Raw genomic sequence first — 17,331 nt, 5'->3', positions numbered from 1 at the left:
TCAGCCCCTTGCTGGGATCGGTGAGGGCGGGATCGGCTTGAAGAAGGGCAGGGCCTCGATGCGTCTGAGCCAGGTCCGCACCGCCGGGTAGGCATCGAGCGGGATGCCGCCCTCCGGCGCATGTGCGACATAGGAATAGCAGGCGAGGTCGGCGATCGTCGGGTGCTCGGCAGCGAGGAAGCTGCGGTCAGCAAGATGCCCTTCCATGAAGGGAAGCAGCCGGGCTGCGACGCGCTCGGCCCTCACCGGGTCGTCCTCGTATTTGAACTGCGCGATCATCCGGGCGATCGCCGGGCCGTGCATGACCTCGCCGGCGGCGATCGACAGCCAGCGCTGTACCTGCGCGGCGACAACCGGCTCCTGCGGGAGCCAGTCGCTCTCCGGCGCGTAGCGCCGGGCCAGATAGACCAGGATGGCGTTGCTGTCGGCCAGGGTGAGATCGCCGTCCTGCAGCACCGGGATCTGGCCGAGCGGGTTGAGCTTGCTCCGGAACGCCTCGCTGCGGCGCACCTCCGCCGGAGCGGGCACGAAGTCGAAAGCGAGCCCGAGAGCGCGCAGCAGCAATTCGACACGGTGGGTGTGGCCCGACAGCGGCGTGCCGTGGAGGGTGATCTTGGCCTGGGTCATCTGAGCCTCGCGGTGGTGCTGGGCTAAACTTGATTGTTTCAGTGAAGCGGCGAAAGCTGGTAGGCTGGCAAATCAGAATTCCGAATGATGGAATGATTATGGATCGGCTCGATGAGCTCTCGATCTTCGTGGCGATCATCGACACCGGCAGCCTCGCCGGCGCGGCGCGCCAGCTCAGGCGTTCGCGTCCGGCGGTGACGCGGGCGCTGGCGGCGCTGGAGGAGCGTGCCGGCGTCAGGCTGATCGCGCGGACGACGCGGCAGTTGATGGCAACCGAGGCTGGGCGAGAGCTCGCGTCTTCGGCCCGCAATATCCTTGCGGAATACGAGGCCTCGCTCTCCGGCGTGACCGCGGCGCCGATGCGCGGCCTGATCAGGATCACGGCGCCGACGGCCTTCGGCCGGCGCCATGTCACGCCGGTCGTCGCCGAATTCCTCGACCTGCATCCGGAAATCCAGATCGAGCTGGTGCTGGCCGACCGCAATCTCGACCTGATCGAGGACGGCTTGCATCTGGCAGTTCGCATCGGCGCGTTGCCGAGCTCGCGGCTGGTCGCCCGCAAGGTCGGCGAAGTCAGGCGGGTGCTGGTCGCGGCGCCGTCTTATCTGGAGCGCCGGGGTATCCCGCAGCGGCCGGCCGATCTCGCCGGGCACGACACCATCGTCAGCATCGCTGCCGGCCAGAGCATGCTCTGGCGCTTCGCCGGAGGAGCGCGGAGCGCGACCGTTCAGGTCACGCCGCGCCTGATCGTCAACGAGATCGAGTCCGTGCTGATCGCGACGCGCTCCGGTCGTGGCCTGGCGCGGGCCTTGTCCTATCAGGTCGCGCCGGACCTGGAAGCCGGCACGCTGGTGCGGGTCATGCGGGAGTGGGAGCCGCCGGCATCGCCGGTGCAGCTCGTCGTGCCGAGCGGGCAGCACCTCCAGCCCAAGGTCCGCGCCTTCCTCGATTTCGCCGCCGGCCGGCTGGCACAGCTGCCGGTGATCAGGCCCGGGAGCTGAGCTTCGGTTCAGCGCAGATTGGCGTGCCTGGCGGCCTCTTCATGGATCCAGCGGCGGAAGGCCGCGATCGCTGGCCGCTCCGCCAGGGCCTCGGGGCAGACGACATAGTATTGATAGGCGCCGGGCAATTGCTGCGGGAACGGGCGCACCAGGCGCCCGGCGTCGAGATAATCGCCGATCAGGGCGCTGGTCGCGAGGGCGATGCCCTGGCCCGAGGACGCCGCCTGCAAGGCGAGGAAGGTGTGGGAGAAGCGCGGACCATGCGAGGCGTCGATGTCGTCGACACCGGCAAAAGCGAGCCATTGCGGCCAGGTCACGTACTCGGGAATGCCTTCGGCGAGTTCGTGCAGCAGGGTATGATGGCGCAGATCGGATGGTTCGCGCAGTGGCCGCTCGGGATCATTGAGGAGCGCCGCATTGCAGACTGGAAAGAAGGTCTCCGTCATCAGCAGTTCTGAGTGCAACCCGGTATAGGCGCCCTGGCCATAGCGGACGGCGATGTCGACATCCTCACGGGTGAAATCGGTGAGGTGCATCGACACGGAGATGCGTACCTCCAGCTCGGGATAGCGCTGCTTGAGCTCGCCGAGCCGCGGGATCAGCCAGCTCAGCGCGAAGCTCGGCATGGTGCTGACCGTCAGGATGTTGGCGGTGTCCGGCCGCAGCGCCCGGGCAGTGGCCTCGTCGAGCTGGTCGAGCACCTGCGAGATCGCGGTGGCGTAGCGCTGGCCGAGCGGGGTCAGCGCGATGCCCTTGCTCGGCAGCCGGGTGAAGAGCGGGCGTTGCAGCCAGGCCTCGAGGGTCTTGACCTGCTGGCCGACGGCGCTGGCGGTGACGGCGAGCTCGTCGCCCGCCCGCTCGTAATTGAGATGCCGTGAGGCAGCCTCGAAGGCGCGCAGCGAGGTCAAGGGCGGTAAATGGCGGCGGGACATTGCGTGGCCAAGTTCTGCTTGGGCTGAGGCAAAGAAGTTCTCATTTGCTTCCAGAGCCTGCAAGCCCCAAATTCACTGGCAGAAACTGGATCAAAGGAGGCCGTGATGCCGGCCGGGACCACCACAGGAAATCTTTCGCTCTCCACCTCTCACCAGGCTCATGGGCTCGCCGGGCTGTTCCTGCGTTTCGAGGATTGGCTGACGGCGCGGGCCAGCGCCCGAGCGCTCTACCGCATGGACGACGTTGCGCTCCACGACATCGCGCTCTCCCGCAGTGACGTCGAGCGGGTGAACAGCTCGGCCCGCAAGGCCCTGTGGAGCCACTGAACCACTGCCCGTCATTCCGGGGCACGCTGCAGGCGTGAGCCCGGAACCCATGGACCCGACGCATCTGAATGAGAGTGCGGCAATCGCTACGCTCTTTTCATGAGTGTCGTGTTCATGGGTTCCGGGCTCTTTGCTGTGCAAAGCCCCGGAATGACGGCCCGGTTGTGCGTCCGCTCAGACCGGCAGCCGGACCGTGGCGCGCAGGCCGCCCAGTGGCGACTCGCCGAGGATGATGTCGCCGCCATGCGAGCGGGCGATGTTGCGGGCGATGGCGAGGCCGAGCCCGGTGCCGCCGCCATCGACATTGCGGGCCTCGTCGACCCGGAAGAACGGCTTGAACACGTCTTCGCGCAGCTCCGCCGGGATGCCGGGGCCGTCATCGTCGACCATCACGATCAGATAGCGCGCATCGTGGGTGGCGCGGATGGCGATGCGGTCGCCGAAGCGCGCGGCGTTCGAGACCAGATTGGTGAGCAGGCGCCGGATCGCATCGGGCCGGACCACGACCAGCGGGTCGCCGACGACGGTGAGCTCGGTCTGGTGGCCCTGGCGCTCGGCGTCGGCCTTGAGCGTCTCCAGCAAGGCGCGGATGTCGGTCTCGACCGGAGCCTCGCCGGCATCGCCGCGCGCGAAGGCAAGATAATCCTCGAGCATGCGGCTCATCTCGTCGACATCCTTCTCGAGCGCCTCGAGATCGGGCGACTTTTCGAGCAAGGCAAGGGAGAGCTTGAAGCGGGTCAGGATGGTGCGCAGATCGTGGCTGACGCCGTTCAGCATCATGGTACGCTCACCGATCGAGCGCTCGACGCGCCGCTTCATCTCGATGAAGGCATTGCCGGCGCGGCGGACCTCTCGTGCGCCGCGCGGCCGGAAATCGGCATCGCGGCCTTTGCCGAAGGCCTCGGCGGCGTCGGCGAGGCGCAGGATCGGGCGGATCTGGTTGCGCAGGAACAGCACCGCGATGGTGAGCAGGATCAGTGAGGTGCCCATCATCCAGAGCAGGAAGATGTGGCTGTTGGAGGCATAGGCCTGGCTGCGCCGGGTCAGTACCCGCATCACGTCCTTGCCGAGCTTGATCCTGATCTCGATCAGGCTGGAGCGGCCGACGGTGTCGAGCCAGAAGGGCCGCTTGACCTGCTGGGCGAGCTCGGCCGAGAGCGCGCTGTCGAGCAGCGAGAAGAAGGGGCGGGTGCCCGGCGCCGGCAGGTCGGTGTCGGGCAGGATCTCGACGTCCATGCCGAGCCGCTCCTCGGCGATGCGGCCGAGCACCGTCGCCTGGTCGTCCTGTGGATAGCTCTCATAGACGTCGATCAACGTCGCGATCTCGGAGGAGACAGCCGAGGAGAGGCGCTGCGTCACCGTCTGCCAGTGCCGCTCCATGAAGACATAGGCGATGACCGATTGCAGCAGCACGACCGGTGCGATGACGATGACCAGGGCGCGCGGATAGAGCCCCTTGGGCATGATGCGCGCGACCGGGCGCAGCCAGCGGTCCGGCAGGCGCCGAAGCGGCGTGATCGCGGCGGAGAGCGCCGTCATGCCCTTGCTGCAGGCCACGCGCAGTTTCGCCAGAGCCCGCGTAGCGCGCGGGACGAGGCGACGCCTGAGCGAAGCGTCGGCCATCCCGGTCAGGTCCTGTCGACGACGAGGCGGTAGCCGATGCCGCGCACGGTCTGGAGATAGAGCGGATCGGCAGGATCGCGCTCGATCTTGCGGCGCAAGCGGTTGATCTGCACGTCGATGGTGCGGTCGTTGGCGGCCGAGCCCTGGGCGGCGAGCTGCTCGCGCGGAACGTGCTCGCCGGCCCGTTCGGCCAGCGTCGTCAGGATCTCGCGCTCGCGCTCGGTCAGGCGGATCGACTCCTCTCCCTGGCGCAATTCGCCGCGGGCGAGGCCGTAGATGAAGGGACCGAAGCGGACATAGTCCGGCCGCATCGGCGCGGCGGGCGCCTCGGGCTGGGCGTTGCGCTTCAGGACATTGCCGAGACGCAGCAGCAATTCGCGCGGCTCGAAGGGCTTGGCGAGATAGTCGTCGACGCCGATCTCCAGCCCGTTGATGCGGTCGCTCGAATCGGCGCGGGCCGTCAGCATCAGGATCGGCACCTGCGAGCTCTGGCGCAGGCGGCGGGCGAAGTCGAAGCCGTTCTCGCCCGGCATCATCACGTCGAGCACCATGGCGTCGAAGACGAGATGGCCGAGGCGGGTATCGGCATCGGCGGCGTTGGCGGCGGTGGTGACGCGGTAGCCATGGTCGCCGAGGAAGCGCGCCAGCAGGTCGCGCAGGCGGCGGTCGTCATCGACCACCAGGATATGCGGGGCCTCGTCGGGCACTGGCTTGAGCACGCTGGCCGCCATCTAGACTCCTCGGTTTTGCTTTCGGCGCGGGCTGGCGCGCCGCTGCCTCTCCGTGAGGATAGCACAGCCGGGTCGGGCGCAGGCGCGCGCCGCGCCCGCCCCCTGATAACATTGTCTAACGGTCTGCAACGCCTGCGGCCTTGTGCGGGACTCCAATGCTCAACGGCTCGCCTTGCTGAAGGTGACGCCCCGCTCGCTGACCTTGAGGCTGAAGCGGCCGCGTCCGGTCGGGTTGGCGCGGGAATCGTTCGGCCCGAGGACGGTGCCGGTATAGGTGATGACACCCTGGCCGAACTGGACCTGGCGCGGATCGGAGCCGACCGTCTCGTCGGCGCGGCCGACCGGCGTCCAGCGGCCGCCGGCTTCCCTGAACACGATCGCCATCTGGCTCATCGCATTGCCGGTCTGGTCGTATTGGTAGCTGACGAAGGCGACGGCATGGGGCGTCGGATCATTGCTGAAGCTGCCATGGAACAGGCTGGCATTGCTGGCGGTGTCGATGATCGGGCACTTCTCCTCGCCCTTCTGCGTGTAGCAGGGGATGCGGGTCTGCTTGAGATAGCGTGTCACGGTTTCGGCGGCGGGGCCCTTGAGGCTTCCGGTCACGTCCTGCGCCGCAGCCGCGGTCACGAGGCCCATCGCGGCGGCGAAGCCGAAGAGAAACTTGCGCATCATCATCCTGTGTCGTCGTCGAAGCTCTCACCGTGGCCCGGCGAGCGCGTCCTGCACCTTCTTGCGCTCGGACGGGTCGATCAAGCCCGCAAGGTAGCGTGCGACGATCGCGCCCGCTTCGGGCCCCACCTGGGCGAGCGCACCGTTGATGCGTTTGGCCTGCAGCTGCGCCAGCCGCACCGCGAGTTCGCCGCCAGCGGAGGTGGCGTGGAGATGGCGCTGGCGCTTGTCCTGCGTGCCCGTGCGCGACTCGACGAAGCCGGTCTCGACCAGCTCCTTCAGCACCCGGTTGAGGCTCTGCTTGGTGATCTGCAGGATGTCGAGCAATTCGGCGATGGTCAGCCCCGGCCGGCGCTGGACGAAGTGCAGCACGCGGTGATGGGCACGGCCGAAGCCGTAGTCGGCGAGGATGCGGTCGGGATCGCCGACGAAGTCGCGATAGGCGAAGAAGAACAGCTCGATCAGCTCGTAGGGCACGTTGGCATGTGCTGCCTCCGGCGAGGTGGCAGAAGCTGGATGCAATACGGGTGTGCTCACCGTCACGCTCATTTTTTATGTCAGTCTTGTTGACATATCTCAGACGTAAGATTACCGGTCAAGCACGCGGGACGACCGATTATGTCGCGAGCGCCAGTTCCGGCGCAGCATAAATCCCGCGCTTGCGCGCCCTTCCAGCCTGTGGCGGAGTGCCTGCAAGAAAAGCACCTGGAGGACTGTATCATGTCTGTCATTCCTTTCGATCAGCGCGACGGCGTCATCTGGTTCGACGGCAAGCTCGTGCCGTGGAAGGAGGCCAAGGTGCACGTACTCACCCACGGCCTGCACTATGGCTCCTGCGTCTTCGAGGGCGAGCGCTCCTATGACGGCGTGATCTACAAGTGCACCGAGCACTCGCAGCGCTTCCACAAGTCGGCCGAGATCATGGATTTCACGATCCCCTATTCGGTCGCCGAGATCGACGCTGCGAAATATCTCTGCCTGAAGGAAAACGGCCTGAAGGACGCCTATCTGCGCCCGGTCGCCTGGCGCGGCTCGGAGATGATGGCCGTCTCGGGCATGAACAACACCATCCACACGGCGATCGCGGTGTGGGAATGGCCGAGCATGTTCGACATGGCGCAGAAGCTGAAGGGCGTGCGCCTCGATCTTGCGACCTATCGCCGGCCTGACCCGGCCTGCGCGCCGGTTCATGCCAAGGCGGCGGGGCTCTACATGATCTGCTCGCTCTCCAAGCACAAGGCGGAGCGCGCCGGCTATGCCGACGCGATGATGCTCGACTGGGAAGGCAATGTCGCCGAGTGCACCGGCGCCAACATCTTCTTCATCAAGGACGGCGTGGTCCACACCCCGCTGGCCGATCGCTTCCTGAACGGCATCACCCGCCAGTCGGTGGTCGATCTGTGCCGGAAGCGCGGCTTCGAGGTGGTCGAGCGCCGCATCCGGCCGGAAGAGCTCGAAGGCTTCAGCGAATGCTTCATCACCGGCTCGGCCGCCGAGGTGACGCTGGTCTCCGAGATCGGCCCCTACAAGTTTGTCACCGGCAATATGGGCAAGGTGATCATGGAGGACTATTCGGACGAGGTCCGGCAGGCGTCCAAGGCCGCGGCCTGAGGCATCTCACCATCGCCATGCTCGCCATCCAGCGAGCATGGCGAGCTTGCGACAGATCGCTGATGCCCTGCCGGGCGCGCGCTGGCGGTCACCCGGCAGGATCGAAATGCCACAGGGGCCGCGCGACAGGCCGGGCGAGCGCTGTGCTGCCTTGACCGTGACCGGCCCCGTCGCCATCGTGTCGACAGCGAACTTCTCCCGATACGAGGCCCCCATGCGCCGGGTTTCCCTTTTCTCCACCCTCGCCGCCGCGATCTGCCTGACCGGCCTGTCTGCCCAGGCCGCGGGTGGACGCTACGTCAATCCTGCCGACCGGGCGGAAGAGCGCATCATCCCGATGTATGGCAATCTGCCGGCTTGCGAGGATCCTGCCGTGCTCGGGGCGATCACCAGCCGCTTCAATTCGCGCGAGGCCAATTTCTGGGGTCCGCTGCAGGCGGTCAGCTTCGATCGCGTCCAGCCGATTGCCTGGCGCCCCTGGGGCGCGGACTTCATCCCGCGCCGCTTCTGCACCGCCCGCGTGCTGACCAATGACGGCGTGCTGCGGCGGGTCGACTATTCCGTCCGCGAGAATCTCGGCCTGTTCGGCTACACTTGGAACGTCAACTGGTGCGTCTCGGGGCTCGACCGCCACCGTTCCTATGCGCCCGATTGCAAGATGGCCCGCCCCTGATCCGGGCGCGATGATGCGATTGAAACGAATCATCGCCGGCCTGCTGGCGCTGGTTGCGCTCGACGGCGCAGCCTCGGCGCAAGGCCGCTATGATCGCGGTGGCACGCCGGGCGAGTTCGATTTCTACGTGCTCGCGCTTTCCTGGTCGCCCGGCTTCTGCGAGATCGAGGGCGACCGGCGCAATCGCGAGCAGTGCGCGCCCGGCGCCAATCTCGGCTTCGTCGTGCACGGGCTCTGGCCGCAATATGAGCGCGGCTTTCCGAGCGATTGCGGCCCGTCGGGCCGGAGCCCGACGCGCATGGCGATGGACCAGGCCGCGGGCCTGTTCCCGTCCGAGGGCCTGGCCCGCTACCAGTGGCGCAAGCATGGCAGCTGCTCCGGCTCGAGCCCGGCCGACTACTTCGCCGACGTCCGCCGCGCCCGCGAGAAGGTCAAGATCCCGCCGGCGCTGGCGAGCGTCGACAGCGAGCGCAGCTGGACCGCGCTCGACCTCGAGCGCGCCTTCGTCGATGCCAATCCGGGCTTGCGCACCGACATGATGTCGGTCTCCTGCCGGCGCGGCGTGCTGGAGGAAGTGCGGATCTGCTTCAGCAAGGATCTGCGCGGCTTCCGCAGCTGCGGCGAGGTCGACCGGTCCGGTTGCCGCGCCCGCGATTTCCGCGTCAACGCGATCCGCTGAGCCGATGAACTACCGCCACGGTTTCCACGCCGGCAATTTCGCCGATGTGCTCAAGCATGTCGTGCTGATGCGCATCCTCACGCATCTCAACGCCAAGGACAAACCCTGGCGCGTGATCGATAGCCATGCCGGCGCCGGCCGCTACGATCTCGGTTCCGAGGAGGCGCTGAAGACCCATGAATGGCGCGACGGCGTCGCCCGGCTCGACCAGGCGCCACTGGCGCCGCCGGTGGAAGAGCTGCTGAAGCCCTGGCGCGAGGCGCTGGCCGCCGCACGCACCCGTCATGGCAGCGAGACTTATCCCGGCTCGCCCTGGCTCTGCCGCCATGCAATGCGCGCCGACGACCGGCTGATCGCCGCCGAGCTGCACGAGAACACCTATCGCAAGCTTGCCCAGGTGCTCGGCCGCGACGAGCGCTGCAAGGCGCTCGAAATCGACGGCTGGACGGCGCTGCGCGCCAATGTGCCGCCGAAGGAGCGGCGCGGCCTCGTCCTGGTCGACCCGCCCTTCGAGGAGAAGGACGAGTTCGCCACGCTGGCGGCCGAGTTCATCGCCGCGCACCGCAAATGGCCGACCGGGATCTACGCGCTCTGGTATCCGATCAAGGATGAGCGCGCGGTGGAAGCCCTGCTCGATTCGATTCTCGATGCCGGCATCGGCCGGCTGCTGCGGCTGGAGATCGATGTCGATCGCCCCGATGCCGCCGGCGGCCTGAGCGCGACCGGGATGCTTCTGATCAATCCGCCCTGGCTGCTGGCGCAGGAGGCCGAAATCCTGCTGCCAGCGCTGTGCGAGCGGCTCGCGCAGGGGCCGCGTCCGCGTTATCGCTGCGAGGCGATCCGTCCCGACGGCTGATCGCTCATCCCGTCAACCCGAAGGCTGCACCGATGCTGATCCTGCGCTCCTCCCCGACCTCGCCCTTCGGGCGCAAGGTCAAGATCGCCATCGCCGAGCTCGGGCTGGAGGAACGGATCGATGTCGTGCCGGCCGACACCAACGACCCCACGGAATCGCTGCGCCGCCAGAACCCGCTCGGCAAGGTCCCGACGCTGGTGTTCGAGGATGGCTCGACGCTGTTCGATTCGCGGGTGATTGCCGAATATCTCGACCACCTCGTCGGCGGCGGCAGGCTCTTTCCGACCGGGGAAGGGCGCTTCGCGCAATTGCGCCTGCAGGCGCTCGCCGACGGCATCTGCGATGCCGGGCTGCTGCAGGTCTACGAGGTTCGCTTGCGGGCTCCAGAGATGCGCAGTCCGGTCTGGACGGAGAATCAGATCGGCAAGGTCGCGCGGGCGCTGGCGGCGCTCGAAGCCGCGCCGCCGGCTTACGACCGCCCGCGCATCGGCGAGATCGCGCTCGCTTGCGCCCTCGGCTATCTCGATCTGCGTTTTGACGGGGCGTGGCGGGCCGATCATCCGGCGCTCGTCGCCTGGCTCGACGGTTTCGCCGCCAAGGTCCCGGCCTTCGAAGCGACGCGCTTCAAGGGCTAAAGCGCTTTTCGGTCGGCGGGATCGCAAGAACCGTCATTGCGAAGAGCATAGCGACGAAGCAATCCAGGAGCGGCGTAGAGCTCTGCCGCCCCTGGATTGCTTCGCGGAGCCTGTCCTCGGGCTTGCCGAAGGCAAGACCCGGGGGGGCTCGCAAGGACGGATTGCGAAGACTGCGCGGTTCGTTAAGTCGACTCTTCAACCTGAAAGACAACAAAAAACCCGGTGGCCGAAGCCACCGGGTTCGTTCTGTCTCCGGGAGGAGAAAATCAGAACTTGTAGCTGAGGCGGGCGCGGACGAGCGAGAAGTCCGTGCTGACCTTGTCGGCGCCGTTGAACACCTTCTTGTCGCCGAGGTCGACGTAGAGGTACTCGACACCAGCGATCAGGTTGTTGGTGATGGCGTACTCGACGCCGCCGCCGATGGTCCAGCCGGTGTGGGTGTTGTCGTCCGAGTTCAGGCCGTTGATGGTCACGCCCGGAGCCAGGGTCGTCTTGACGCTGCCGTAAGCAAGACCACCGGTGATGTAGGGCAGGAACCGGTCGAAGGCGTAGCCGACGCGGCCGCGGACGGTGCCGAACCACTCGGTCTTGCCCTCGCCGACGATGCCCAGGCCAGCGAAGCTCGGGCCAGCCTTCAGGTCAGCGCCCTGGAAGTCGGCTTCGACGCCGAGGACGATCTGGCCGAGCTGGTAGTTGTAGCCGATCTGGCCACCACCGACGAAGCCATCGAGATCGCCGAAGGCGTTGACGCCACGCGACTTCATGTTGCCGAAGCCCCAGCCGGCGTTGGCGCCGACGTAGAAGCCGGTCCAGGTGAAGGCAGGAACGTAAACCGGAGCAACGACCGGGCCCTTGCGGCTCGGCAGGTCGGCAGCGGAGGCAGCGCCGGCAGCGATGAGGCCGAGGGCCGCAACGCCCGAAAGCAGATACTTCTTCATGACAAACTCCTTAGTCATCGTATTTCCCGGCGCTGGCCGGCGGGTGATCCCAGTAGCCTCGTTATAAGGCAGGTGGCGGGCCGTGTCTGTTGCGGCAAGAACACATCTGCAGGTCAGACCGAGGCGAAATTGCGGCACGATCCGGAACAAGCAAGGCATATTGGTCAATTTCGGTTAGTCTTTGTTAAGGCAGTGTGAATTGGCTAACCGAATACTAACGCAACGGTAGCGACTACGGACCGCGATCACATAATCGCCTGGATCGGCTTTTGGTTCCCTCGCCGGCGCAGTTCCGTCATGCGCCGGCTGCTTGCAGCCTGCTCCGACCCATGCTTTAGCCGACTGGCCCCGCCTTTCCCGTCGAGACCTGCGTGCCACCGCTTTCGATCTTCATCATCGCGCGCGACGAAGCCGACCGCATCGGGCGCACCATAGCCGCTGTCCGCGCTCTCAGCGATGACATCGTCGTGATCGATTCCGGCTCGACCGACGGCACTCAGGACGTCGCCATGAATCTCGGCGCCCGCGTGATCGAGCGCGGCTGGCCGGGATACGGCCCGCAGAAGCGCTTCGCCGAGGAGCAGTGCCGCCATCCCTGGCTGCTCAACCTCGATGCGGACGAGGTGACGCCGCCGGAACTCGTCGCCGAAATCGCCGGGCTGTTCGCCAAGGGCGAGCCGGCCTGCGACGCCTATCGTCTGCGCATCGCCGAGATCTTCCCGGGGGAGGGTGCGCCGCACCGCTTCGCCTATGCGCTCTCGCCGGTCCGCCTCTACCGGGCCGACAAGGGGCGCTATTCGCCATCGCCGGTGCATGACCGCGTCGACCTTGCGCCGGATGCCCGCGTCGGCAAGCTCAAGGGCACGATCCATCATTATTCAGTGCGCTCGCTCGGCGAGCAGATGCAGAAACTCAACGCCTACAGCGATGCGCAGGCCGACGATCTCGACGCGCGCGGCGAGACGCTCTCGGTCTTCCGCCTCGTCGCCGAGTTTCCGGCGAACTTCATCAAGGCCTATATCGGGCGGCGTCACATGCTGCGCGGAGTCTACGGCTTCATGACCGCGATGAACTACGCCTTCTATCGTTATCTGCGCGTCGCCAAGCACTGGGAGCGCCGGCTCCAGCGCCGCAGCGCCCGCACCAATGGCAACGGACATGACGGCTGAGGTCGCCCTCGTCACCGGCGGCGCGAGGCGCATCGGCCGCGCCATCGCCCTGCGCCTGGCCGGAGCCGGCTATGCGGTCGCGATTCATTGCAACCGCTCGCGCGCCGAGGCGCTGGCGCTGGCGGGAGAGATCAGTGCGGCAGGCGGGCGGGCCTATGTCGTGGTCGCCGATCTCGTCGATCCCGCGGCGGTCGAACGGATTGTGCCGGAGGCCGAGGCCGCGCTCGGGCCGGTCTGCCTGCTCGTCAACAGCGCCTCGAGCTTCCTGGTCGACGACCTGCTCGCACTCGACGTGCCTACATGGAACCGTCAGTTCTCGATCAATCTGCGGGCGCCCTCGGTGCTCGCCGGCGCGATGGCGAATCGCCTGCCCGCGGATCGCCAGGGCGCGATCGTCAACATCGTCGATCAGCGCGTCTGGAAGCTGACGCCGCAATATTACTCCTACACCCTGACCAAGGCGGCGCTGCTGACGGCGACGACGACGATGGCGCAGGCGCTGGCGCCGCGCATCCGCGTCAACGCGGTCGGCCCGGGCCCGACCTTCGCCAACCCGCATGACGGCGAGGCGCTGCTGGCGGCCGAAGCCGGCGGCACGCCGCTCGGCCGCAAGGTCGAGGCCGACGACATCGCCGAGGCGGTGCTTTACCTCGCGCGCGCCAAGGCGATCACCGGCCAGATGATCGCGGTCGATGCCGGCCAGCACATCGCCTGGCGCACGCCCGACATCGTCGATTGAGACTGGCTCAGGCCGTCGCGTCGCTGTGATAGGCCGCCCGGCCGCTGGCGAGTGCATCGGCCAGGAGGTCGAGCCGGTCCTGGCCCCAGAAGGTCTCGCCGTCCAGCACATAGCTCGGGGCGCCGAAGACGCCCGCCTCGACCGCCTCTGCGATCGCTGTCTGATAGGCCTGCCTGATCGCTTCGCTTCCGGCTGCCTCGATCAGGCCCGCGGCATCGAGCCCGGCCCTCTGCGCCGCTGCGAGCACCAGTTCCGGCCGCGACATGTCCTGCTCGCGCGCCCAGACATCGGCCAGCACTTCGCCGATGAAGCTGGCCGGGTCTTCGCCGCGCGCCACGATGGCGAGGACGATCCTGTCCGCCAGCGACACGTCGTAGGGGAAGAATTTCGGGAACAGCGTCAGCGGCAGGCCGCGCCTGACGCGCCAGCGCTGCAGTTCGAGCACGCGATAGCGCTGCCGCACCGGATGGCGCTTCGGCAGCGGCAGCCCGCCGGTCTCGTCGAAGACCGAGCGCAACGGGGTCGGCCGATAGCGGACGGTCAGTCGGTGTTGCCTCGTCAGCTCGATGAAGGCGCCGTGGCCGAGATAGGTCCAGGGTGAGAGCAGAGTGAAATAATAGTCGATCTGGCGGGGCATCGAAGACCTCGGGCAAGCAGGAGCCGCAGCCTGCCCGCTGGCGGCGCACTCCCGCAAGCCAACCCGCCGTCAATTGTCGTGATCGTTTCGATCAGGAGGATCGCGCCGCCGCCGGAGCGGCAGCGCCGTTGCCGAAGGATCAGGCCGAGGCCTTGTTCTTGATGGCGCCGATGATCGCGGTGAGGATCGCCCCGCCGGCGCCGCCGCTGATCAGGTTGGTGAGGATGCTGCCGACGCTGAGATTGCCGCCCATTGCCGCTGCCGAGATCGCCGGCAGCAGGATCGGGATGAGCTGACCGAGTACGCCGCCGCCGACCAGGCCGGCGATGGTGTTGCCGATGGTACCGATGTCGAAGGTTGGAGAGGCCTTGCCGGCCGCATTGCCACCGATCGCGCCTGCGACCAGGTTCATCAGGATTTGTTCCATGTTCAATCCCTCAGCCAAGGTGGATGGCGGAGGGAGGATGCGCCTGCGTCAAAATGTGCGCAACTCGACATCGACGGAAGCGAGCCCTGCAACGCGGCGTTGCGCTGACTTAACCACCGGAATCGTCACCCACGCTCCCGCGCAGGCCGGTTGGGGCAGGATTCAGCCCAGCGCGATCGCCGAGATCAGCCGACCGTAATCGGCTTCCTGCCGGTGAGTCGTGCGGCGATAGCTGTAGAAGCGGGCCTCGTCGCCATAGGTGCACAGGCCCATGTCGTAGAAGCGGCCGATGCCGGCCTCCTGGGCGCGGTGGGCGATGAAGGCCGGCAGGTCGAACATTGCGTGCGCCGGCCGCTCCGAGGCGTGGAAGAAGCGCGAGAAGGTGGCGTTCTCGCCCTTGAAGCGCTCGATGAACTCAGGGCCGACCTCATAGGCCGCGGCGCTGATCGTCGGGCCGAGCACGGCGATGATCCGCTCTCGCCTGGCGCCGAGCTTCTCCATCTCGGTCACGGTCGCGCCGATCACGCCAATGAAGGCGCCCTTCCAGCCGGAATGGGCGGCACCGATCACGCCGGCCTCGGAGTCGGCGAACAGGATCGGGCCGCAATCGGCAGTGGAGACGCCGAGCGCGACGCCATGTGCGATCGTCACCATCGCATCGGCCTTCGGGCGTTCCGCCGGCCAGGGGCCGGTGACCACCGCCACATCCGGCGAATGCACCTGGTGGACGCTGACCAGCCGGTCGCGCTCGACACCCATGTGCTGGGCCATGCGGGCGCGATTCTCGGCGATATGAGCCTGGTCGTCGTTCGAGCCGAGCCCGCCGTTCAGCGAGGCGTAGATTCCGCTGGAGACGCCGCCCTCGCGGGTGAAGAAGGCGTGGCGGATGCCGGGTTCATGGGCGAGGTCGGGGGAGGTGATGAACATGGCGGCACGTCCGTTCTGTAAGTCAGCCCTGCTCTGGCAGGCGATGTAGGTCAAATCCGGGTAGGAGCGGCAGGTTCCGATCCGCGACGGCCAGCACCTTGAAGAGCTCGCCCATCGCCGTCGGCCCGGTCTCGATCAAGCGCTGGACGCCGCTGGCGAGCGTCTCGGATTGTGCCGGAGTCGCACGGTCGGACAAGGCCTCGAAGCGCTGCTGCAATCCCAGCGCCAGCAGGAAGTCGCGCTGCGTGGCGATGCCATGCGCTGCCGCACCGGCGGCCAGCCCCGCCTGCGCCATCCGGGCGAAGTCGACATGGACGGTGAGGTCGGCATCGCCGGGTTCGGCCAATACGTCGACGAATTCGTGGCGCTTCAGCGCCTGCAGCGTATCGCCGAAGCCGGAGCGGGCCGGGCCGTAATCGACGAACAGCCCGGCGCCGCCCTCGGTTGCGACATGGCGGGCGACGGCCGCGACCGCTTCCGACGCTGCGGCGGGCTGTTCCAGCATCGAGCCGAGGGGCGCGGGCAGAACGAGCCCAGGCTCCTCCCTTCCCCCTGGTGGGGAAGGGTAGGGGGATGGGGGGCGAACGACCGGGCGAGGGGTTGCTTGCAGAAGCGGATCGGCGTCGTCTTGCTGTGCTGCGTTCCGGCTTTCCGCCCCCCACCCCTGCCCCTCCCCACAAGGGGGAGGGGTGCGCGCGCCTTCGCTTGAACGCAGGGAGGGAGAGGGAGCTTGTGGCGCTAGGCCGAAAGCGAGCCTGCCTTCGTCATCCAGCCCCACCAGCCGCTCGCGCCAGCCATCGGGTGTGCGGACGAACTGGTCGAGCGGCAGCGCGTCGAGGAACTCGTTGGCGACGATGATCGCCGGGCCTTCAAGCGCCTGCTCGATCCGATCATGCCAGCGCGGCTCTGCACCGCTTGCAGCCAGCGTCTGTCTCTGGCGCTCACGCAGCACCGGGCTCATCTCGACCAGATGGACCGACAGCGCCTCGCGAAAGCCCGGCAGCGCCCGCGCCGCCCGCAGCATGTCCTGCATCAGCGTGCCGCGTCCCGGGCCGAGCTCGACCAGGCGGATGGACGCCGGCGCGCCCATCGCCTGCCAGACGCTCGCGGCCCAGAGCCCGACCAGCTCGCCGAAGACCTGGCTGATCTCGGGGGCGGTGGTGAAGTCCCCGTCGGCGCCGAACGGGTCCTGTTTCATATAGTAGCCATGGCGGGGATGGCCGAGGCAGAGCGCCATGTAGCGGGAGACGCTGAGCGGCCCCTCCTGGCGGATCAGTTCCGCGATTTCCTGCGCCAGGAGGCTCACGCTGCAGTCGGCTCCTTGCGCCTCAGGACGAGGACGAGACCGGCGAGGAACAGCGGCGCCGACAGCACCATGCCCATGGTCAGCCAGCTCGTCCCGAACAGGAAACCGAGCTGCGGATCGGGCTCGCGGAAGAATTCGCAGGTGGTGCGGGCGATCGCGTAGCCCATGCCGAACAATCCCGCCGTGAGGCCGGGCCGCTTCAGCCCGCCCAGCCGGACCAGGATCATCAACAGCACCAGCAGGAGAAGCCCCTCGCTGAAGGCTTCGTAGAGCTGGCTCGGATGGCGCGGCACCGGGCCGCCATGCGGAAAGACGATCGCCCAGGGCACGTCCGGCGCCGGCCGGCCCCAGAGCTCGCCATTGACGAAATTGGCGATGCGGCCGAGGAACAGGCCGATCGGCGCCACCGCAGCGCCGAGATCGAGCGCGGAAAGCGGCGGGTAGCCGCGCCGCAGGGCGAAGACCCATAGGCCCATCGCCGCGCCGACGAGCCCGCCATGGAAGGACATGCCGCCCTTCCAGACCGCGAAGATCTCCAGCGGATTGGCGAGATATTCCGGCAGATTATAGAACAGCACGAAACCGAGCCGACCGCCGATCACCACACCGAGCGCGGCGAAGAGCAGGAAATCGTCGAGCGAATCGACCTCCGGCCGCCTGCGGCCGCCCCAGAGCGCCTCGGTCGCCGCGAGCTTGCGCGCATACCACCAGCCGCCGAGCAGGCCGACGACATAGGCGAGCCCATACCATTTGATCGAGAGCGGGCCGAGCTGCAGCGCGACCGGATCGATCACCGGAAAGGGGAGGGCGAAGACGGGCAT

The 17,331-nt window shown here is 67.4% G+C and carries 21 protein-coding genes; 9 read left to right on the top strand and 12 right to left on the bottom strand.

Going from position 1 to position 17,331, the window contains the following annotated elements; translation table 11 throughout:
* Positions 1-627, bottom strand: coding sequence for a glutathione S-transferase family protein (locus tag AC3WLC_RS26720; RefSeq protein WP_493686925.1), 627 nt, complete (start codon positions 625-627; stop codon positions 1-3).
* A 98-nt stretch (positions 628-725) separates the two neighbouring features.
* Between AC3WLC_RS26720 and AC3WLC_RS26715 the strand changes: the two genes are divergently transcribed.
* Positions 726-1,628: a LysR family transcriptional regulator gene (locus AC3WLC_RS26715; RefSeq protein ID WP_493686924.1), complete on the top strand. Its 903-nt coding sequence runs from the start codon at positions 726-728 to the stop codon at positions 1,626-1,628.
* 8 nt (positions 1,629-1,636) lie between these two features.
* Here AC3WLC_RS26715 and gcvA read toward each other — a convergent pair whose 3' ends face one another.
* On the bottom strand, positions 1,637-2,560 hold the full coding sequence (gene gcvA / locus AC3WLC_RS26710; RefSeq protein WP_493686923.1) for a transcriptional regulator GcvA: 924 nt from the start codon (positions 2,558-2,560) through the stop codon (positions 1,637-1,639).
* Between the two features lie 105 nt (positions 2,561-2,665).
* Here gcvA and AC3WLC_RS26705 point away from each other — a divergent pair, with 105 nt between their 5' ends.
* A complete protein-coding gene (locus AC3WLC_RS26705) occupies positions 2,666-2,887 on the top strand; it encodes a DUF1127 domain-containing protein (RefSeq protein ID WP_493686922.1) in 222 nt (73 codons plus the stop codon).
* A 174-nt stretch (positions 2,888-3,061) separates the two neighbouring features.
* Here the strand turns inward: AC3WLC_RS26705 and AC3WLC_RS26700 are convergent, their stop codons facing one another.
* From AC3WLC_RS26700 to AC3WLC_RS26685, 4 genes are all read right to left on the bottom strand, one after another.
* Positions 3,062-4,426: an ATP-binding protein gene (locus tag AC3WLC_RS26700; protein WP_493687153.1), complete on the bottom strand. Its 1,365-nt coding sequence runs from the start codon at positions 4,424-4,426 to the stop codon at positions 3,062-3,064.
* Positions 4,427-4,515: 89 nt separating this feature from the next.
* A complete protein-coding gene (locus tag AC3WLC_RS26695) occupies positions 4,516-5,241 on the bottom strand; it encodes a response regulator (protein WP_493686921.1) in 726 nt (241 codons plus the stop codon).
* 159 nt (positions 5,242-5,400) lie between these two features.
* Positions 5,401-5,913 (bottom strand): hypothetical protein, encoded by a 513-nt coding sequence (locus tag AC3WLC_RS26690; protein ID WP_493686920.1) that lies wholly within the window; start codon positions 5,911-5,913, stop codon positions 5,401-5,403.
* 27 nt (positions 5,914-5,940) lie between these two features.
* Entirely contained in the window at positions 5,941-6,462 is a 522-nt protein-coding gene (locus tag AC3WLC_RS26685; RefSeq protein WP_493686919.1) for a MarR family winged helix-turn-helix transcriptional regulator, read from the bottom strand.
* Between the two features lie 171 nt (positions 6,463-6,633).
* Here AC3WLC_RS26685 and AC3WLC_RS26680 point away from each other — a divergent pair, with 171 nt between their 5' ends.
* The 5 genes from AC3WLC_RS26680 to AC3WLC_RS26660 all read left to right on the top strand — a co-directional run bounded on the left by AC3WLC_RS26680 (position 6,634) and on the right by AC3WLC_RS26660 (position 10,367).
* Positions 6,634-7,524: a branched-chain amino acid aminotransferase gene (locus AC3WLC_RS26680; RefSeq protein ID WP_326875226.1), complete on the top strand. Its 891-nt coding sequence runs from the start codon at positions 6,634-6,636 to the stop codon at positions 7,522-7,524.
* 214 nt (positions 7,525-7,738) lie between these two features.
* Complete coding sequence (locus AC3WLC_RS26675) at positions 7,739-8,197, top strand: hypothetical protein (protein WP_493686918.1); 459 nt, start codon at positions 7,739-7,741, stop codon at positions 8,195-8,197.
* A gap of 10 nt (positions 8,198-8,207) precedes the next feature.
* Positions 8,208-8,876, top strand: coding sequence for a ribonuclease T2 family protein (locus tag AC3WLC_RS26670; RefSeq protein WP_493686917.1), 669 nt, complete (start codon positions 8,208-8,210; stop codon positions 8,874-8,876).
* A gap of 4 nt (positions 8,877-8,880) precedes the next feature.
* Positions 8,881-9,732, top strand: a complete 852-nt coding sequence (locus AC3WLC_RS26665) for a 23S rRNA (adenine(2030)-N(6))-methyltransferase RlmJ (RefSeq protein ID WP_493686916.1) — start codon at positions 8,881-8,883, stop codon at positions 9,730-9,732.
* A 32-nt stretch (positions 9,733-9,764) separates the two neighbouring features.
* Entirely contained in the window at positions 9,765-10,367 is a 603-nt protein-coding gene (locus AC3WLC_RS26660; protein WP_493686915.1) for a glutathione S-transferase family protein, read from the top strand.
* Between the two features lie 266 nt (positions 10,368-10,633).
* Here the strand turns inward: AC3WLC_RS26660 and AC3WLC_RS26655 are convergent, their stop codons facing one another.
* Entirely contained in the window at positions 10,634-11,305 is a 672-nt protein-coding gene (locus AC3WLC_RS26655) for an outer membrane protein (RefSeq protein WP_493686914.1), read from the bottom strand.
* Between the two features lie 371 nt (positions 11,306-11,676).
* On the opposite strand from AC3WLC_RS26655, the gene AC3WLC_RS26650 reads away from it, so the two are divergent.
* Both AC3WLC_RS26650 and AC3WLC_RS26645 read left to right on the top strand, forming a co-directional pair.
* Complete coding sequence (locus AC3WLC_RS26650; protein WP_346359849.1) at positions 11,677-12,474, top strand: glycosyltransferase family 2 protein; 798 nt, start codon at positions 11,677-11,679, stop codon at positions 12,472-12,474.
* A complete protein-coding gene (locus AC3WLC_RS26645; RefSeq protein ID WP_493686913.1) occupies positions 12,464-13,213 on the top strand; it encodes an SDR family oxidoreductase in 750 nt (249 codons plus the stop codon). Before AC3WLC_RS26650 ends, AC3WLC_RS26645 begins: the two co-directional genes overlap by 11 nt.
* 7 nt (positions 13,214-13,220) lie before the next feature.
* Here the strand turns inward: AC3WLC_RS26645 and AC3WLC_RS26640 are convergent, their stop codons facing one another.
* The 5 genes from AC3WLC_RS26640 to lgt all read right to left on the bottom strand — a co-directional run bounded on the left by AC3WLC_RS26640 (position 13,221) and on the right by lgt (position 17,331).
* On the bottom strand, positions 13,221-13,850 hold the full coding sequence (locus AC3WLC_RS26640) for a 2-hydroxychromene-2-carboxylate isomerase (protein ID WP_493686912.1): 630 nt from the start codon (positions 13,848-13,850) through the stop codon (positions 13,221-13,223).
* Positions 13,851-13,989: 139 nt separating this feature from the next.
* The gene (locus tag AC3WLC_RS26635) at positions 13,990-14,277 is read right to left on the bottom strand and encodes a hypothetical protein (protein ID WP_493686911.1); all 288 of its coding nucleotides are present in this window, start codon (positions 14,275-14,277) and stop codon (positions 13,990-13,992) included.
* A gap of 162 nt (positions 14,278-14,439) precedes the next feature.
* Entirely contained in the window at positions 14,440-15,204 is a 765-nt protein-coding gene (gene pgeF, locus AC3WLC_RS26630; protein WP_493686910.1) for a peptidoglycan editing factor PgeF, read from the bottom strand.
* 22 nt (positions 15,205-15,226) lie between these two features.
* On the bottom strand, positions 15,227-16,510 hold the full coding sequence (locus AC3WLC_RS26625; protein ID WP_493686909.1) for a class I SAM-dependent methyltransferase: 1,284 nt from the start codon (positions 16,508-16,510) through the stop codon (positions 15,227-15,229).
* Positions 16,507-17,331: a prolipoprotein diacylglyceryl transferase gene (lgt, locus tag AC3WLC_RS26620; protein WP_493686908.1), complete on the bottom strand. Its 825-nt coding sequence runs from the start codon at positions 17,329-17,331 to the stop codon at positions 16,507-16,509. Before lgt ends, AC3WLC_RS26625 begins: the two co-directional genes overlap by 4 nt.

The sequence above is a fragment of the Allobosea sp. GW821-FHT03A12 genome, assembly GCF_058986765.1.
The sequence above is the reverse complement of the archived record's forward strand: the minus strand, read 5'-3'. Positions and strand labels throughout refer to the sequence as shown.

Excerpts from the sequence above, each read along its gene's own strand:
- AC3WLC_RS26720 (WP_493686925.1), bottom strand. The coding sequence starts at position 627 with ATGACCCAGGCCAAGATCACCCTCCACGGCACGCCGCTGTCGGGCCAC.
- AC3WLC_RS26715 (WP_493686924.1), top strand. The coding sequence starts at position 726 with ATGGATCGGCTCGATGAGCTCTCGATCTTCGTGGCGATCATCGACACC.
- gcvA (WP_493686923.1), bottom strand. The coding sequence starts at position 2,560 with ATGTCCCGCCGCCATTTACCGCCCTTGACCTCGCTGCGCGCCTTCGAG.
- AC3WLC_RS26705 (WP_493686922.1), top strand. The coding sequence starts at position 2,666 with ATGCCGGCCGGGACCACCACAGGAAATCTTTCGCTCTCCACCTCTCAC.
- AC3WLC_RS26700 (WP_493687153.1), bottom strand. The coding sequence starts at position 4,426 with ATGACGGCGCTCTCCGCCGCGATCACGCCGCTTCGGCGCCTGCCGGAC.
- AC3WLC_RS26695 (WP_493686921.1), bottom strand. The coding sequence starts at position 5,241 with ATGGCGGCCAGCGTGCTCAAGCCAGTGCCCGACGAGGCCCCGCATATC.
- AC3WLC_RS26690 (WP_493686920.1), bottom strand. The coding sequence starts at position 5,913 with ATGCGCAAGTTTCTCTTCGGCTTCGCCGCCGCGATGGGCCTCGTGACC.
- AC3WLC_RS26685 (WP_493686919.1), bottom strand. The coding sequence starts at position 6,462 with ATGAGCGTGACGGTGAGCACACCCGTATTGCATCCAGCTTCTGCCACC.
- AC3WLC_RS26680 (WP_326875226.1), top strand. The coding sequence starts at position 6,634 with ATGTCTGTCATTCCTTTCGATCAGCGCGACGGCGTCATCTGGTTCGAC.
- AC3WLC_RS26675 (WP_493686918.1), top strand. The coding sequence starts at position 7,739 with ATGCGCCGGGTTTCCCTTTTCTCCACCCTCGCCGCCGCGATCTGCCTG.
- AC3WLC_RS26670 (WP_493686917.1), top strand. The coding sequence starts at position 8,208 with ATGATGCGATTGAAACGAATCATCGCCGGCCTGCTGGCGCTGGTTGCG.
- AC3WLC_RS26665 (WP_493686916.1), top strand. The coding sequence starts at position 8,881 with ATGAACTACCGCCACGGTTTCCACGCCGGCAATTTCGCCGATGTGCTC.
- AC3WLC_RS26660 (WP_493686915.1), top strand. The coding sequence starts at position 9,765 with ATGCTGATCCTGCGCTCCTCCCCGACCTCGCCCTTCGGGCGCAAGGTC.
- AC3WLC_RS26655 (WP_493686914.1), bottom strand. The coding sequence starts at position 11,305 with ATGAAGAAGTATCTGCTTTCGGGCGTTGCGGCCCTCGGCCTCATCGCT.
- AC3WLC_RS26645 (WP_493686913.1), top strand. The coding sequence starts at position 12,464 with ATGACGGCTGAGGTCGCCCTCGTCACCGGCGGCGCGAGGCGCATCGGC.
- AC3WLC_RS26640 (WP_493686912.1), bottom strand. The coding sequence starts at position 13,850 with ATGCCCCGCCAGATCGACTATTATTTCACTCTGCTCTCACCCTGGACC.
- AC3WLC_RS26635 (WP_493686911.1), bottom strand. The coding sequence starts at position 14,277 with ATGGAACAAATCCTGATGAACCTGGTCGCAGGCGCGATCGGTGGCAAT.
- pgeF (WP_493686910.1), bottom strand. The coding sequence starts at position 15,204 with ATGTTCATCACCTCCCCCGACCTCGCCCATGAACCCGGCATCCGCCAC.
- lgt (WP_493686908.1), bottom strand. The coding sequence starts at position 17,331 with ATGCCCGTCTTCGCCCTCCCCTTTCCGGTGATCGATCCGGTCGCGCTG.